The organism is Actinoplanes sp. NPDC051411, from assembly GCF_040682075.1.
Lineage (GTDB): Bacteria > Actinomycetota > Actinomycetes > Mycobacteriales > Micromonosporaceae > Actinoplanes.
In genome coordinates, this window is record NZ_JBFBAD010000057.1 from 1 (window position 1) to 14,610 (window position 14,610).

Annotated in this window: 15 protein-coding genes and 1 pseudogene; 5 read left to right on the forward strand and 11 right to left on the reverse strand. The window is 71.2% G+C overall.

The features are described from left to right. Positions 1 to 192, forward strand: a 192-nt coding sequence (locus tag AB0M88_RS28500) for an SDR family oxidoreductase (RefSeq protein ID WP_364107504.1), incomplete at its 5' end; no start/stop codon positions are given. A 19-nt stretch (positions 193 to 211) separates the two neighbouring features. Here the strand turns inward: AB0M88_RS28500 and AB0M88_RS28505 are convergent. The 4 genes from AB0M88_RS28505 to AB0M88_RS28520 are packed head-to-tail and all read right to left on the reverse strand — an operon-like array spanning position 212 to position 4,613. Next, positions 212 to 3,190: a bifunctional [glutamine synthetase] adenylyltransferase/[glutamine synthetase]-adenylyl-L-tyrosine phosphorylase gene (locus AB0M88_RS28505; protein WP_364107506.1), complete on the reverse strand. Its 2,979-nt coding sequence runs from the start codon at positions 3,188 to 3,190 to the stop codon at positions 212 to 214. Further along, a complete protein-coding gene (locus AB0M88_RS28510) occupies positions 3,187 to 3,972 on the reverse strand; it encodes a type 1 glutamine amidotransferase (protein ID WP_364107508.1) in 786 nt (261 codons plus the stop codon). The genes AB0M88_RS28505 and AB0M88_RS28510 overlap by 4 nt, the downstream gene beginning before the upstream one ends. Before the next feature lie 9 nt (positions 3,973 to 3,981). Further along, complete coding sequence (locus AB0M88_RS28515; RefSeq protein ID WP_364107510.1) at positions 3,982 to 4,440, reverse strand: alpha/beta hydrolase; 459 nt, start codon at positions 4,438 to 4,440, stop codon at positions 3,982 to 3,984. Continuing rightward, positions 4,434 to 4,613 (reverse strand): hypothetical protein, encoded by a 180-nt coding sequence (locus tag AB0M88_RS28520; RefSeq protein WP_364107512.1) that lies wholly within the window; start codon positions 4,611 to 4,613, stop codon positions 4,434 to 4,436. Before AB0M88_RS28520 ends, AB0M88_RS28515 begins: the two co-directional genes overlap by 7 nt. A 4-nt stretch (positions 4,614 to 4,617) precedes the next feature. Here AB0M88_RS28520 and AB0M88_RS28525 point away from each other — a divergent pair, with 4 nt between their 5' ends. Further along, on the forward strand, positions 4,618 to 5,793 hold the full coding sequence (locus AB0M88_RS28525) for a low temperature requirement protein A (protein WP_364107514.1): 1,176 nt from the start codon (positions 4,618 to 4,620) through the stop codon (positions 5,791 to 5,793). Continuing rightward, complete coding sequence (locus AB0M88_RS28530) at positions 5,790 to 6,251, forward strand: GNAT family N-acetyltransferase (protein ID WP_364107516.1); 462 nt, start codon at positions 5,790 to 5,792, stop codon at positions 6,249 to 6,251. Before AB0M88_RS28525 ends, AB0M88_RS28530 begins: the two co-directional genes overlap by 4 nt. Positions 6,252 to 6,282: 31 nt before the next feature. Here the strand turns inward: AB0M88_RS28530 and AB0M88_RS28535 are convergent, their stop codons facing one another. Continuing rightward, a complete protein-coding gene (locus tag AB0M88_RS28535) occupies positions 6,283 to 6,708 on the reverse strand; it encodes a DUF350 domain-containing protein (RefSeq protein WP_364107517.1) in 426 nt (141 codons plus the stop codon). A 29-nt stretch (positions 6,709 to 6,737) separates the two neighbouring features. Then, a complete protein-coding gene (locus AB0M88_RS28540) occupies positions 6,738 to 8,087 on the reverse strand; it encodes a glutamine synthetase family protein (protein WP_364107644.1) in 1,350 nt (449 codons plus the stop codon). A gap of 74 nt (positions 8,088 to 8,161) precedes the next feature. Between AB0M88_RS28540 and AB0M88_RS28545 the strand changes: the two genes are divergently transcribed. Both AB0M88_RS28545 and panB read left to right on the forward strand, forming a co-directional pair. Next, positions 8,162 to 9,940 carry an NAD+ synthase gene (locus AB0M88_RS28545; RefSeq protein WP_364107519.1) on the forward strand — a complete coding sequence of 593 codons (1,779 nt, stop codon included), beginning with the start codon at positions 8,162 to 8,164 and terminating at the stop codon, positions 9,938 to 9,940. 94 nt (positions 9,941 to 10,034) lie between these two features. Further along, a complete protein-coding gene (panB, locus tag AB0M88_RS28550; RefSeq protein WP_364107521.1) occupies positions 10,035 to 10,865 on the forward strand; it encodes a 3-methyl-2-oxobutanoate hydroxymethyltransferase in 831 nt (276 codons plus the stop codon). Positions 10,866 to 10,999: 134 nt separating this feature from the next. On the opposite strand, the pseudogene AB0M88_RS28555 reads toward panB, so the two are convergent. The 5 genes and pseudogenes from AB0M88_RS28555 to AB0M88_RS28575 form a co-directional block, all read right to left on the reverse strand. After that, positions 11,000 to 11,153 (reverse strand): annotated as a pseudogene (locus tag AB0M88_RS28555) (IS110 family transposase); the annotation flags it as partial. Positions 11,154 to 11,823: 670 nt separating this feature from the next. Then, positions 11,824 to 12,081, reverse strand: a complete 258-nt coding sequence (locus AB0M88_RS28560) for a hypothetical protein (RefSeq protein WP_364107523.1) — start codon at positions 12,079 to 12,081, stop codon at positions 11,824 to 11,826. A 19-nt stretch (positions 12,082 to 12,100) separates the two neighbouring features. Then, complete coding sequence (locus AB0M88_RS28565) at positions 12,101 to 12,589, reverse strand: hypothetical protein (RefSeq protein WP_364107525.1); 489 nt, start codon at positions 12,587 to 12,589, stop codon at positions 12,101 to 12,103. Between the two features lie 122 nt (positions 12,590 to 12,711). Then, positions 12,712 to 13,902, reverse strand: a complete 1,191-nt coding sequence (locus AB0M88_RS28570) for an MFS transporter (protein ID WP_364107527.1) — start codon at positions 13,900 to 13,902, stop codon at positions 12,712 to 12,714. Further along, the gene (locus AB0M88_RS28575; protein WP_364107529.1) at positions 13,899 to 14,591 is read right to left on the reverse strand and encodes a phosphotransferase; all 693 of its coding nucleotides are present in this window, start codon (positions 14,589 to 14,591) and stop codon (positions 13,899 to 13,901) included. The genes AB0M88_RS28570 and AB0M88_RS28575 overlap by 4 nt, the downstream gene beginning before the upstream one ends. Between the last annotated feature and the right edge of the window lie 19 nt (positions 14,592 to 14,610).

The following is a 14,610-nucleotide window of genomic DNA, read 5'->3' on the forward strand; positions in this document are numbered from 1 at the left end:
ACGCGTACCCGCATCGTCGACGACATCTTCACCCGGATGCCCGAGGTCATCCCGGCCGTCGCCGAGACGGTGGCCTTCGGGCGGGTCGGTGAGCCCGAAGACATCGGCCGGGTCATCGCCCTCCTGCTCGACGACGCCGCCGCCTGGGTCACCGGCCAGGTCGTCGAGGCATCCGGCGGCCAGGGCCTCTGATCGCCCGGGCCTGAGGTGGTCAGCTTTCGAGGACGCGCTCCATCGCGGCCCGCGAGCGCCGCGTCAGCCTCAGGTAGCGGTCAACGAACTCGCCCGGGTCGCCGCCGCCCAGGATCTGGACGGCGCCGGCCAGTTCGGGGCCGTGGGTGGGGAGCTGGTCGGTCGGGCGCCCCCGCACCAGGGTGAGGGCGTTGCGCACCTGGGCGGCCAGGGTCCAGCCGGCGGTCATCGCGGCCGCGTCGTCCTTGTCGACCAGTTTGGCCTTCCGTTCCGCGGTCAGGGCCTCCAGCGTGCGGGTCCGGCGCAGGTCGGGCCGCGCGTCGGCGTGCCGCAGCTGCATCAGCTGGACCGCCCACTCGACGTCGGCCAGTCCGCCCCGGCCCAGCTTGGTGTGGGTGTTGGGGTCGGCGCCCCGGGGCAGCCGCTCGGTCTCGACCCGGGCCTTGATGCGGCGGATCTCGATGACCTGCTCGCGGCTCAGGCCGCCGGCCGGGTAACGCATCGTGTCGGCGAGTGTCTCGAACTCGCGGCCCAGCGACTCGTCGCCGCAGACGAAGCGGGCCCGCAGCAGCGCCTGCGCCTCCCACACCTTCGACCAGCGGGCGTAGTACTGCTGGTAGGCGTTGAGGCTGCGTACGAGCGGACCTTGCCGGCCCTCGGGCCGCAGGTCGGCGTCGATGCCGAGTGGCGGGTCGGGCGCCGGCGAGGTCAGCAGCCGGCGCAGTTCCTCGGCGATGGCGTGGGCGTCGGCCGCGGCCGACGCCGAATCGGAGGAGTAGACGAAGAGCACGTCGGCATCGGACGGGTAGCTCATCTCGTATCCGCCCAGGCGGCCCATCCCGATGATCGCGAAGCGCCCGTCGAACGGCCGGGAGGACCGGGCGATGGAGAGGGCGGCGTTCAGCGTGGCGTCGGTGACATCGGACAGGGCGATGCCGACCGCGTCCACGTCCAGCGGCTGGGCCGGCGCCAGATCGCCGCCGCGGCTCAGGATGTCGGCGCAGGCGATCCGGAACAGTTCGCGGCGACGGCGGGCCCGGACGGCCGCGACCGCCTTGTCGGGGTCGCCGGCATAGCGCGCGGCCGCGTTGTCGAACCCGTCCATCAGCGACGAGCGTGACCGCGGCTGCAACTCGGCGTCGTCGGCCAGCAGCCGCAGCGCCTCCGGGTCGCGGGTGAGCAGGTCCGTCGCGTACCGGGAGAGGCTGAGCACCCGGGCGAGGCGCCGGGCCACCGGGCCGGCGTCCCGCAGCAGTCGCAGGTACCACGGGGTGCTGCCCAGTTTGTCGGAGACGTGGCGGTAGTTCAGCAGGCCGCGGTCGGGCTCCGGCGCGTCGGCGAAGTCCTGCAGCAGCATCGGCAGCAGAGTGCGCTGAATGGCCGCCGTACGGGTGACTCCACCGGTCAGCGCCTGCAGATGGCGCAGGGCCGCGGCCGGGTCGGCGAAACCGAGGATCTCCAGCCGCCGGTGGGCCGACTCGGGGGTCATGCGCAGCTCTTCGGCCGGCACCCGGGCGACCGCTTCGAGCAGGGGCCGGTAGAGCAGCTTGACGTGCAGCCGGCGTACCTGGGCGGCGTGCCCGACCCAGTCGGCCCGGAACGCCTCGACCGCGTCCTGGCCGGGCATCGCCGTGTAGCCGAGCGCCGCCGCCAGCCAGCGCAACCCGGCCGGATCGTCGGGCACCGTGTGCGTACGCCTCAAGCCCTGCAATTGCAGGCGGTGTTCGACGCCGCGCAAGAACCGGTAGCCCTTCAGCAGGGTCTCCCCGTCCTGCCGCCCGACATAGCCGCCCGCGACCAGCGCGCGAAGCGCGGGGAGCGTGCCCGGCACCCGCAGGCTCTCGTCGACCCGGCCGTGCACCAGTTGCAGCAGCTGGACCGCGAACTCGATGTCGCGCAGCCCGCCCGGCCCCCGCTTGATCTCGCGGTCGACCCGGTCCTTGGGCACGTTCTCGATGATCTTGCGGCGCATGTCGCGGACGTCGTCGACCGCCTCCGGGCGCTCGGCCGCGTGCCAGACCAGCGGCGCCAGATCGTCGATCCACTCCTTGGCCAGTTCGAGATCGCCGGCCGCCGGGCGCGCCTTGAGCAGGGCCTGGAACTCCCAGGTGCGGGCCCACCGGCGGTAGTAGGCCTGGTGGCTGGCGAGCGTGCGGACCAGCGGGCCACGGCTGCCCTCGGGGCGCAGCGCGGCGTCGACCGGCCACGCGACCTGCCCGCCGATCTCGATCAGCCGGGCGGCGACGGTGGTGGCCGCGCTCAGGTCTTCGTCGCCGCGGGCGACGAAGATGACGTCGACGTCGGAGACGTAATTGAGCTCGTTGCCGCCACACTTGCCCATCGCCACGACGGCGAGATGAGGATCGGCCGGCAAACCGGCCACCGCGATGCCGTACGCCGCGGCCAGGGTCTCGTCGGCCAGACGAGACAGCGCGGCCATGGTCGGTTCGAGGCCCCGCCCGCCGGTCAGGTCGGCCGCGGCGATCCGCAACAGGCTCGCCCGGTAGGCCCGTCGCAAAGCCGGCACCGTGGAAAGGTCGCCTCTCAGCCCGCCCTCGGCGTTCGGCGGCAGCCCGCTCTTGCCGGTCGCCAGCACCGGCCACTGGTCCGGCTCGGCGACCAGGTGATCGCCGAGGGCCGACGACGCCCCGAGCACCGCGACCAGCCGCCGCCGCAGCCCGTGGTCCTTGCTCAGCGCCTCGAGCAGCGCGTCCGTCGCCTCGTTGGCCACGATCTCGCCGGCCGGCCCGGTGACCTTCTGCCCGTTTTCGCGGGTGGCCGCCCGGCCGACCGCGTCGACGATGCGGTGCAGCTGGCGCAGGGCCAGGTTGGGGTCGGCCGCCTTGGACAGCGAGTGCAGCAGTTCGGCCGCGTCGGTGCCGGCCGGGCCCTGCGCCTCCGGATCCCACAACCGCAGCCCCTTGGGCCCGAGCAGCTCGTCGGCCCGGATCCCGTCGTCGGTGAAGCCGTACCGGGCCAGCCGGCTGAGCCTGTTCACTGCCCCAGCAGCGGAAGCGTGCGGCCGGTGCCGGCGTCGGGGATGTCGGCGTCCGGCAGTTCGCCGCGCATCAGAGCGGCGAAGCGAGCCGCGAACGGCTGCCACACCTCTTCCACGTCGGCCAGGATGCCGGCGGTCGCATAGACCACCGCCTCGGGATCGAAGCCCAGCTCGGCGAGCGTGGCGGCGTCGTCGGCCACCCAGTGCTCGATCATCGCCGTGTCGCACTCGATGTGGAACTGCAGGCCCCACGCCCGGTCGCCGAGCCGGAACGCCTGGACCGGGTAGCGGCTCGACGCGGCGAGCAGGACCGCCCGCAGCGGCAGCTCGGTGATCTCGTCGCGGTGCCACTGGATCACGTCGGGCAGCAGCGGCACCCACTTGAACAGCGGGTCGGTGTCGGCCGCGTCGCGCTTGCCGACCAGCCCGGGCCCGATCTCGGGACCCGAGGTGCTGCGCTCGACCAGGCCGCCGTGGGCCTGGGCCAGGAGCTGCGCACCGAGGCAGAGGGCCAGCGTCGGCACCCGGTTGCGGACCGCCTTGCGCAGGAGACCCTCCAGCTCCGGGAACCAGGGCGCGCCGGGCGCGCCGTCGGGCTTCGCGTACGCGTTCTGATCGCCCCCGAGCACGATGAGCCCCAGGTAGTCGTCGAGGCTCTCGGGCAGCGCGTCGCCGGCGTGCGGGCGCAGCACGGTCAGCTCCAGCCCGGCCTCGGTCAGCCACTCCCCCAGCCGGCTCAGGTCGTCGTTCGGATCATTCTCGATGACAAGTGCGGTTCCCACGGATCGAGGCTATCGCCTCGTCAGGAATTCGCGGATCGCAGCCAGCCAGTCGCCCGAGTTGTCGAACTGGGGCATATGCCCGGCTTCGGCAATGGTGGCCAGCTCGGCGCTCCCCACTTCGCCCACCAGCCGCCGCGCCGCCGCGAGCGGAAACGCCATGTCGTGCTCGCCGTGCAACACCAGCACCGGATGGCCGGTCAAAGCCCCGACCGGGTCCGGCGGGCGCGCCGGCTTCAGCTGGCCTTCGGCGTACGGGCGATCCCACGCGCTGGAGAAGCGCACGCCTCGAAGCACCGCCCGCCACTCGTCGGCCCGGTCCAGCCGCCAGATCGTGGTCGCGATGTCGGCCTCGGCCATCGCCCGGGCCAGCGCGCCGTCCTCCCGTTCCCACGCCGGATCCGTCCAGTCAACGCCGCCGCCCGGTTTCGAGGCGACCGGATAGGCCGTGGTCGAGCTCAGGATCAGCACCCGCGCAGGTCGAAGAAGACCACGTGCCGGATGTCCCGCAGTTTCGAGGCCGGCAACAGATAGGAGTGGTCCCAGCCCGGGCCGCCGTGCACGATCACGAGCATCGGCAGCGCCGGGTCGCCGAAACGGCGCACGAACAGGTCGACACCGTTGATGCGCTCGGTACCGTGCACGCAAATGACCCTAGGGGGTGTGATGACCGAGGCGGCTCCGGACGTCCGGGTGTCGACGTTGGAACTCTTCTTCGACCTCGTCTTCGTCTTCGTGATCACCCAGCTGGCCGACGCGCTGGCCGAGCACCTCACCCTGGCCAGCCTCGGCAACACGGTCCTCATCCTGGCCGTCGTCTGGTGGATGTATTCGGGCTATGCCTGGCTCACCAACGCGATCGCCCCCAACAGCACCATCCGGCGCACGCTCCTGCTCACCGGCATGGCCGGCTTCCTGGTGATGGCGCTGACCATCCCGGGGGCGTTCGGCGAGTACGGCTGGCTGTTCGGCGTCAGCTACCTGGTCGTCAACATCGTGCACTTCACGCTGTTCATGGGCGTCGACCAGGGCCGGGCCCGGGCGATGCGCCTGCTCGGCCCGCTCAACATCCTGGCCGCCCTGCTCGTGCTGGCCGGCGGCCTGGTGCACGAGCCCTACCGCCATCTGCTCTGGGTGGCCGCCCCGGTCCTGCAGATCACCGCGAGCTACCTGCACCGCATCGAGATGCACGAGATCGCGGCCGGGCATTTCGCCGAGCGGCACGGCCTGGTCATCATCATCGCGATCGGCGAGTCGATCGTCTCGATCGGCGTCGGCTTCGCCGGGGTGCACCTGAGCTGGGGCCCGATCCTGGTCGCGGTCCTCGGGCTCTGCATCGCGTACTACCTCTACTGGTTCTATTTCGCCGGCGACGACGAGCGCGGCGCCCGCGTCCTGGCCAACACCTCGCAGCCGCTGCACCGGGCGCGACTGGCGTTGCAGGCCTGGGGCTACGCGCACTACCCGATGCTGCTCGGCATCATCGTCGCGTCGGTCGGCATCAAGATGACGGTCAGCCACGCCACCGGCCCGCTGCACTGGGGCCAGGCGTCGGCCCTCGGCGGCGGCGTTGCGCTCTACCTGCTCGGCCACGCGGCGTTCCTGGCCCAGCTGCGGCTGCGCGGCGTCCCGCACCGGCTGGTCGCGGCGGCGCTCGCCCTGGCGACGATCCCCCTCGGCCACTGGGTCGCTCTCGCCCAGCTGATCGCCCTGCCGCTGGTCATGGTCGTCACCGCGATGGTCGAGGACCTCCCGGAGGTGCGCCGCACCGGCTCGACCGCGATCGGCACCTTCGGCCGCATCCCGACCAGCGAGGAATCGTGAATCCGCCGCCCTGGACGCTGCGCTCCGCCGTCGCCGCCGACCTCGAAGTGCTCGCCGAACTGCGGGCCGCCGTGCTGCGCTCCGATCTGGAACGTCTCGGCCGCTACGACGAGCACCGGGTGCGGCAACGGTTGCGCGACTCGTTCTCGCCCGCCCACACGTCGATCATCCTGTCCTCGGGCGACCTGGCCGGGAGCATCACGCTCCGCCCGGACACGGACGGCCGCCAATTGCTCGAACACTTCTACCTCGACCCGCGGCTGCAGGGGCGGGGGCTGGGCTCGGCCGTACTGAAGACGGTGCTGGACCGAGCCGATTCGCGCGACCAGACGGTGGGTTTGGATGTGCTGCAAGGCAGCGCCGCGCGGCGTCTCTACGAGCGGCACGGCTTCGTGGTCGAGTCGGAGGACCCGATCGACGTCTTCATGGTCCGCACGCCGCGCGGCCGGCATGGCTGACGCCGCCGACATCGCGGCCTGTCCTCGCCGATCAGGCTATGCAGGCGCAGATGATGAGGGCGGCGCCGAAGTGGGCCGCCGCGCTGACCATCGCGCCGCCGTGGCGGTCGGGGGTGCAGATGACCTCGCCGAGTTTGCCCGGGGTCATCCAGTCGAGGACGAGGAAGGCCAGGCCCATGATGGCGATCCCGACGATGCCGAAGATGACCGTGGAGGCCAGGCCCTGGCCGAACGAGTCGTAGCTGGTGAAGATCGCGGTGAAGACGATCGCCGCGATGCCCAGCTGGTTGGCCGCGAGCAGCAGCGAGGCGTTGGGGTTGCGGTCGACCCAGATCAGGTCGCGGAGCTTGCCCGGCGTGAGCAGGTCGATCAGAACGTAGCCGAGCGCCATCAGGCCGATGCCCACGACGCCGAAGACGATGCTACGGCCGGCACCCTCGAGCAGATCTTGCAGCACGGGCTCTCCCAAGAACGACTGACGAAACGTCAGAGCGCAAGATAGCGCTGTCGCTCGTACGGCGTAACCTCGCGGCGGTACTGCTCCCACTCCGAGCGCTTGTTGCGGAGGAAGAAGTCGAAGACGTGCTCGCCGAGCACCTCGGCGATCAGCTCCGACTTGCTCATCACGTCGATCGCCTCGGAGAGGTTTTCCGGGAGGGCGTCGTAGCCCATCGCCTTGCGTTCGGCCGGCGAGAGTGACCACACGTCGTCCTCGGCGCCCGGCGGCAGCTCGTAGCCCTCCTCGATGCCCTTCAGGCCGGCCCCGAGCAGGACCGCGAAGGACAGGTAGGGGTTGCTGGCCGAGTCGATCGAGCGGACCTCGACGCGGGCCGAGTTGGGCTTGCCGAAGGCGGGCACGCGGACCAGGGCCGAGCGGTTGAGGTGGCCCCAGCTGATGAACGCCGGCGACTCGGTGATCGTGTTGGGCAGCTGGAGCGGGAAGAGGCGCTTGTACGAGTTGACGTACTGGTTGGTCACCGCGGTGTATTCGCGGGCGTGGACCAGCAGGCCGGCGATGAACGCGCGGGCGGTCTTGGACAGTTTGGCCGGGTCGTCGGCGTCGTAGAACGCGTTGCGCTCGCCCTCGAACAGCGACAGGTGCGTGTGCATGCCGCTGCCGGGCTGGTCGGTGTAGGGCTTCGGCATGAAGGTGGCCCGCACGCCCTGGGAGAGCGCGACCTCCTTGACCACGTGCCGGAACGTCATGATGTTGTCGGCGGTGGTGAGGGCGTCGGCGTACCGCAGGTCGATCTCCTGCTGACCGGGGGCGACCTCGTGGTGGCTGAACTCGACCGAGATGCCGATGCGTTCGAGCGCGAGCACGGCCTGCCGGCGGAAGTCGCGGGCCACCGCGTGGTTGGTGTGGTCGAAGTAGCCGCCGGTGTCGACCGGGATCGGCAGGGCTCCGTCGAGCGGGCCGTCCTGGATCAGGAAGAACTCGACCTCGGGGTGGGTGTAGAAGGTGAAGCCCTTCTCGGCCGCCCGGGCCAGGGCGCGGCGCAGCACGTGGCGCGGGTCGGCCCAGGCGGCGCTGCCGTCGGGCAGCAGGATGTCGCAGAACATGCGGGCGCTCTCGCCGCTGACCCCGCCCTCGAACGGGAACACCTGGAAGGTGGTCGGGTCGGGCATGGCCACCATGTCGGACTCGTACACCCGGGCGAAGCCCTCGATGGCGGAGCCGTCGATGCCGATGCCCTCCTCGAACGCCGATTCGAGCTCGGCCGGGGCGACCGAGACGCTCTTGAGGGTGCCGAGCACGTCGGTGAACCAGAGCCTGACAAATCGGATGTCGCGCTCCTCGAGCGTGCGAAGCACGAACTCCTGCTGTCGGTCCACGTCCACCCCTAGAGAAGAAAGTCCCAGTCTTGCCCGATGCCGTTACGCCGAGGTTACGCGTGAAGAATAAGGGCATGCCCACGCTTCGGATCGCCCTGGCTCAGGTCAACTCCACGGTCGGTGACATCGCCGGCAACGCGGCGTCGGTGCGGCGATGGTCCCGGACGGCGGCCGACGCCGGGGCGCAGTTGGTCGCGTTCCCCGAGATGATGCTGACCGGCTACCCGATCGAGGACCTGGTTTTCCGCCAGTCGCTGGTCTCGGCCTCGGTGGAGGCGCTCGGGCAGCTCGCGGTCGACCTGGCGGCGGACGGGCTCGGGGATCTCGCCGTCGTCGTGGGTTATGTCGACGCCGACGGGCCGCCGGCGACCAGTGCCGGCGCGGTGCCGGGGCGGGGCCGGCGGGATGCCTCGGCGCTGCTGCTCGGCGGGGAGGTGGCGGCGACCTATTTCAAGCACCACCTGCCCAACTACGGGGTCTTCGACGAGGACCGCTATTTCGAGCCGGGTCAGGCGCTGACCGTGGTGCGTTTCGGCGGGGTCGACGTGGCGCTGACGGTCTGCGAGGACCTGTGGCAGGCCGGGGGGCCGTTCACCGCGGCTCGGCGGGCCGGTGTCGGGCTGGTTCTCAACATCAACGCCTCGCCCTATGAGCTGAACAAGGACGACGTGCGGCTGCCGCTGGTCCGGAGGCGGGCGGCCGAGGCGGGGGCGACCGTCGCGTATGTGAACATGGTCGGCGGCCAGGACGAGCTGGTCTTCGACGGCGACTCGATGATCGTGACCGCGGGCGGAGAGTTGTTCGCACGGGCGGGACAGTTCACCGAGGAGCTGTTGATCCACGACTTGTCCCTGCCGGCCGCGAACGTCGTGCCGAATCGGCCGGAAGAAGCGACCGTCGAACCCCCGCATTTCGAGCAGGCCATCGACGACGACATGTCGATCACCCGGGTCGTCGCGCGGATAGCCGCCCGTCCGCACAAAGGTGACAAATCGGACGGCGGCATCGCCGATCGGATCGCCGACGAGGAGGAGATCTGGTCGGCCCTGGTCCTCGGCCTCCGCGACTACGTCGACAAGAACGGCTTCCGCTCGGTCATCCTCGGCCTCTCCGGCGGTATCGACTCGGCCGTGGTGGCGACGATCGCGGTCGACGCGCTCGGCGCGGACCGCGTCTACGGCGTCTCGATGCCGAGCGGCTACTCCTCCGCCCACTCGAAGGACGACGCCCTGGAACTGGCCGACCGGACCGGCCTCGACTACCGGGTCGAGCCCATCCAGCCGATGGTCGACGCGTTCCTGGCCAACCTGTCGCTCTCCGGCCTGGCGGTGGAAAACCTGCAGGCCCGGGTGCGGGGCGTCATCCTGATGGCGCTGTCGAACCAGGAGGGCCACCTCGTGCTCACCACCGGCAACAAGAGTGAGCTGGCGGTCGGCTATTCGACGCTCTACGGCGACTCGGTCGGCGGCTTCAACCCGCTCAAGGACGTGCCGAAGACGATGGTCTACCGGCTGGCCCAGTGGCGTAATACGCAGAAGAACGCCCCGATTCCGGAGAACTCCATCACCAAACCGCCGAGCGCCGAACTCCGCCCCGACCAGAAGGACTCCGACTCGCTCCCGGAGTACGACGTGCTTGACCCGATCCTGGCCGGGTATGTCGACCACGACCTGGGCCGCGACGAGCTGATCGCGGCCGGCAACGACGAGGCGCTGGTCGACCGGGTGCTGCGGATGGTCGACCTGGCGGAATACAAGCGCCGCCAGTCGGCCCCCGGCACCAAGATCTCGGGCAAGGCGTTCGGCCGCGACCGGCGCCTGCCCATCACCAACCGGTTTCGCGAAGGGGTGTGACAACGTCCACTGATCGGGCGCCCTCCCCGGGTGGGACGATTTCTAGACCCGGGGACCGCCGATATGCGGCCTCGAGGGGAAGGAGAGAACCGAAATGTCGGATATTCCAACCTTGTACGGCGGCCCCGCTACCCGCCGCGTCCGCACCCGCGACCTGCAGAACGCCAAGCAGCGCGGCGACCGCTGGCCGATGCTCACGTCATACGACCAATACACCGCCTCGATCTTCGACCAGTCCGGCGTCCCGGTGCTGCTCGTCGGCGACTCGGCGGCCAACAACGTCTTCGGCTACGAGACCACCCTCCCGATCACCGTCGACGAGCTGCTGCCGCTGGTGAGGGCGGTCGTCCGCGCCACCAAGACCTCGCTGATCGTGGCCGACCTGCCGTTCGGCAGCTACGAGGAGGGCCCCACCCAGGCCCTGCGCACCGCCGTCCGCTTCATGAAGGAGGGGGGCGCCCACGCGGTCAAACTCGAGGGCGGCCGGCGCGTGGCCCCGCAGATCGAGGCCCTGACCGGCGCCGGCATCCCGGTGATGGCCCACATCGGCTTCACCCCGCAGAGCGAACACACGATCGGCGGCTACCGCGTCCAGGGCCGCGACAACGAGGGCGCCGCGGTGCTGGCCGACGCCCGCGCGGTCGCCGAGGCGGGCGCGTTCGCGGTCGTCCTCGAGATGGTCCCCGGCGAAGTCGCGAAGTCGATCACCAAGGAGCTGCCGATCCCCACGGTCGGCATCGGCGCGGGCCCGGACACCGACGCCCAGGTCCTGGTCTGGCAGGACATGTCGGGCATGCGAACCGGCAAGGCCCCGCGCTTCGTCAAGCGCTACGCCGACCTGGCCGGCATCCTCACGGATGCCACGCGGCAATTCGCCGCCGAGGTCCGGAGCGGCGAGTTCCCCGCCGCCGAACACACCTTCTAAGAAGTACGGATCAGGCCGGGTCCCGTTCCGACCGCCGCGGCGGGTGGGTGGATGCGCCCCCTGCCGCCGCCGTCCGGCCGGGCCCGGCCGCCCACCCGGGCCCGGGCCACCCGATCGGAGCTGCGTGCTGCCGCCCCTCTGGGTGGGTATTCGCGGCGGATACTGGTGTCCGATCGACGGGTGACCGGTCCCAGACCGGCGTAGCCGCCCGCAAGAAACGAACTGCCGTCGCCAACTTCGAACGGCCCTGACGCCGACGCCGGCCGTCGAGGTCAGGCCTGCGGAGATGAGGGTGCCCATCAAGCATCCTCTCGACCTGCTCGCCAAGCTGCCCCGCCGGTGCAGCAAATCGGACAGGCTGCCGGCGAGTCAGGCCAGAACGATCTCGGCCGCCGCGGTCAGCAGGCGCGATTGCGCGTGCGGGCGCTTGGCCACCGGGCACGGCCAGCGGGCACGGCCAGCGGGCACGGCCGGTGGGCCGCTGTCGGCGGGCACGGCCGGCGGGCCGCTGTCAGCCGCACGGCCGGCGGGCCGCTGTCGGCGCGCACGGCCGGTGGGCCGCTGTCGGCGGGCACGGCCGGCGGGCCGCTGTCAACGCGCACGGCCAGCGGGCCGCTGTCAACGCGCACGGCCGGTAGGTACGGCCGATAGGCACAGCCGGCGGGCCGCTGTCAGCGCTGACGGCCGCTGGGCCGCCGCTGTCGGCCCGGCGATGGGCGCGGTCGATCGCGGTGAAGCCGGCGCGGGTGAGGCGCTGGGAGAATTCGTCGGCTGGCCGGAACTGCGCGGTGGTGACGGTGTGGTCGAACGGCGTCAGCTCCGGGCCGTCGCAGAAGCCGACGACCAGGGTGCCGCCCCGGGGGCAGGGCGCGGCGGAAACCGGCCGGCACGTCGTCGAGTTCGTGCGGCGGGCAGTGGATCAGGGAGTACCAGGCCGGGGTGCCGTCGGCGGCTTCGATCAAACCCACGCGGACGGAGACCTTCCGGTGGGCGGCGCGGGCGTAGTCGATGAATTCGGGCACCAGTCGCCGCCCAGCGAGTGCGGGTAGCCGGCGATCTGGCCCGGCCCGCACCCGAGGTCGAAGAGCTTGCCCGGCCGCCCACGAGGTCCGATGAAGGCGAGGTCGTCGGGATCCACCTTCTCGGCGCGGCCGAACAGGTCGACGTACAGATCAGCAACGCCGGCATACACCCGCCGGCCCCGGTTCGTCTCCACGGGTGCGCTAGAGGTTGATCTAGCCGGGACCGCGCCGGTCCCGGTGCGTTGTCAATTGCCCGTGGCTCTTGCCGAGTGACCGGCGAATTTCGTTGATCAGCGCCAACTGGGCCTCCGCCGGCCCTTGACTCGCGATCTTGAAGGCCTCGTCGGTGAGCGGGCGTACGGTCGTGTCGCGAGCCACCTGATCGAGAAATTCGCCGACCTTGACACCGAGCTCTTGGATTTTTGCGGCAACCTGAGGCGACGCCAGCAGTTTCGCCGACGCCAGCGTCGCGCTCCAGGCGCCCCAGTCGTAGTCCCAGCCGGACCGGTCGGCGTGGGCGCGCTTGAGCACCATCGAGAATTTGGCGTAGTGGCCCAGGAGATCGGCATAGCTGGCCAGCTGTTTGTCGAGAAGCCACTGATCTCTTTGATTCCGGCGGCTGACCCATCCACCGACGAGCACCCCGGCCGTCGCCGACAACGCGCCCACGGCGGTGGTCAGCAGGGGAACCCATACCGCCATGCGCCACCCACCTCCGTATCCGTTCGCCCGGCTCGCGAATCTCTCGCACGTAGGCAACGGCCGGAGCCCGGCGGCTCGACCGTGACGGTGCTGTAGGACTTGAATGATCCCAACGAGGCGCCCTACACGGCGAAGCGGGTCACGAGTGGACCACGGCGTCCGAACGTCCATACGGCGAGCGCGAAGCAGCAGAGCGCCGTTCCCGTGATCGTGACCGCTGTCCAGCCGCCCGCGGACCAGAGCGTGGTCGCGGCGGCCGAGCCGATCGCGGCGCCGATGAAGTTGCCGGTGGCCAGCGCGGTGTTGAGGCGGCTGCGGGCCTCGTGGGAGAGGGCGAACAGCCGCGCGCGGTTGAGGAGGGCCTGCGTCTGAAGGGCGACATCGATCGCGACGATCACGACGATGAGAAGCACGACGGACCGGCCGGCGAACGTTGCGACGACGAAGGCGCCGAGGGCGAGCGCCCAGGCCGCGCCGGTGGCCGGAAGTGACCAACCGCGGTCGTGCAGACGACCTCCGCGCAGGCCGGACAGGACACCGGCGAGACCGGCCAACCCGAACGATCCGATCACCGCTGCCGGGTACCGGAAGGGTGGGCCGCTGAGCAGGAACGTCAGCGCCGTCCAGAACAGCGAGAACACGGCGAACCCGGTCGCCGCCAGGACCAGCGTCCACCGGGCCGCACGCTCGCGCATGACCACCGCGCCGACCGAGGCGATGAGCCGTGGGTATGCCAGGCGCGTCCGCGGTGGCAGCGGTGGAATCGCGCGGTAGAGCAGGACCGCGAGCAGGACCGCGACGACCGCGGCGAGGGCGAAGACCGTACGCCACCCGGCGGCCCCGGCGACGAATCCGCTGATCGTGCGCGAGGCCAGGATGCCGGTGAGGGTTCCGGACCCGACGACGCCGACGATCCGGCCGCGGTGGGCGTCGCCGGCCAGGTCCCCGGCGAGCGGTGTGAGCACCTGGCCGGAAATCGTCGTCCCGCCGAGCACACCCAGTGCGGGCATGAGCACGCCGATCGACGGCGCCAGCGCGCACAGCAGCAGGGCGGCGGCCGAGGCCAGCAGCATCACCGGGACGAACCGGCGGCGGTCGAGGACGTCGCCGAGCGGCACGAGCAGCAGCACACCGACCGCGTACCCGAATTGCGTCGCGGTGACGAGCCAGCCGGCCGTCGCGGTCGCGGTGCCGAGATCGCCGGCGATGAAGCCGAGCAGCGGCTGCGCCCAGTACAGGTTGGCGATGGCCGCTCCCGCCCCCGACGCGAACAGGAACGTCAGCCCGCGGCTCATCCCCGGCGGCGTCTTCATTTGTGGAGGGCGGCCACGAACTCGCCCTTGAACCGGTCGACGAACGCGGCTTCCCGCCGCGTCCAGGCCACCAACTCGGCCGGCGGCGGCCCCTCGACGACGGGCTCAGTTCGCTCGAGCCAGAAGCGTTCGTTGCGGGCCAGCCGTTCCTCGATGGCGGACGGAAGCAGCCGCCGCTGACCCGCCGAGAGTCCGTACGCGTCGGCCAGCACGCGGACCTGATGCGCCTGGCCGGCCGGAGCCCCGCGCGAAGGCTTCGACGAGATGCACCACGACCAGGCCATGTAGGCAAGGTCTTCGAGTGGGTCACCGACCGCGGCGAAGTCGAAGTCGATGAACGCCACCGGCCGGCCGTCGCGGAAGACGGTGTTGTTGGGGCCGGGGTCGTGGTGGCACACGACCGGCCCACCGCCGAGCCGCTCGGCCAGGCCCCGGCTCGCGTCGTGCAACCCGCGCAAGAGGGCGCCCGCCGCCGCGACCTGCTCGTCGGTGAACGAGCGCCACTTCGCGGGCACCTCACCGGGCACGAAGCTCAGCACGTCACGACCGAGCTCGTCCGTGCCCAGATATCTCGGCGCGCCCTCGAAGCCGCCCCGGCCGAGGTGCGACAGCAGCGACGCCGTGAACGCCGACGCCGGTGACGAGGGCCGCCGGACGGTCTCGTCGATCCGGACGACGCCGGCGGTCATCCGGCCACCGCGCAGCGGC